Here is an 894-nt window from a genome sequence, read left to right on the forward strand (position 1 = left end):
TTACTGCTGTTTGTGCAGTCTAAGGCACAGACCGTAACGGGTCGTATCGTCGACAGCGAGAAGCAGTCGGTGGTGATGGCAACCATTGCGCTCCAGACATTGGACAGTATAAACATTTGCGCAACTACAGCCGATGTTGACGGACGTTTCGTGTTGACGGCCGACTCCATACCTTTGCCGTTCCGCCTCATCGTGAGCAGCATCGGCTATGAAACTGTGATGCCCGAGTGTGCGTCGTATGCTGTGGGTGACGTAGTGTTGGCAACGAAGACCAATGTGCTTGGCGACGTGGTGGTAAAAAGCAAGCGTCCGATTCTCAATGTGCAGGGAGACAGAATAGTGGCGGACGCATCGTCCATTATAAAGAGCCGCATTGTGACATGTGCCTTCGACGTGGCGAAGTATGTGCCAGGCATTCTGTGCAAGAACGACAATGAGCTCTCCCTGGCAGGCACCATGTCCACCACGGTGCTTGTCAACGGCAAGGTGTGGAATGGCGGTTCGGTGCTCGAGTATCTTAAGACGCTGCCTGCCGAAAAGGTGGCGAAGGTGGAGTTGCTTTACAATGCTTCGCCCGACATGCACGTTACGGGAGCCGTCATAAACGTTGTGTTGAAGGACAACAGGGGACGCGAGCTGACCGGTCAGGTGAAGTCGTCGTATTACAACAACTATCACAACACGTTCCAGGAGTCGGGCAGCCTGTTCTATACCACGCCGAAGTGGTCGCTGTACAGTATGTATACATTCGCGGACGCCAAGAGCATAAGCCGTTCCCAATATCTCAGCCATCACACTGTTGGCAATCAGGTGTATGATATAGACGTTGACGCGCGCACGCACAGCTCGTCGCTCACGCATGCGGTATACACCAACGCCACATACAACGTGTCC

At 53.7% G+C, this 894-nt stretch carries 1 pseudogene; it reads left to right on the plus strand.

The annotated features are described in order from the left end of the window. A pseudogene (locus tag HMPREF0673_RS14550) lies at window positions 1–894 on the plus strand (hypothetical protein); the annotation flags it as partial.

It is taken from the genome of Leyella stercorea DSM 18206, from assembly GCF_000235885.1.
Taxonomy (GTDB): domain Bacteria; phylum Bacteroidota; class Bacteroidia; order Bacteroidales; family Bacteroidaceae; genus Prevotella; species Prevotella stercorea.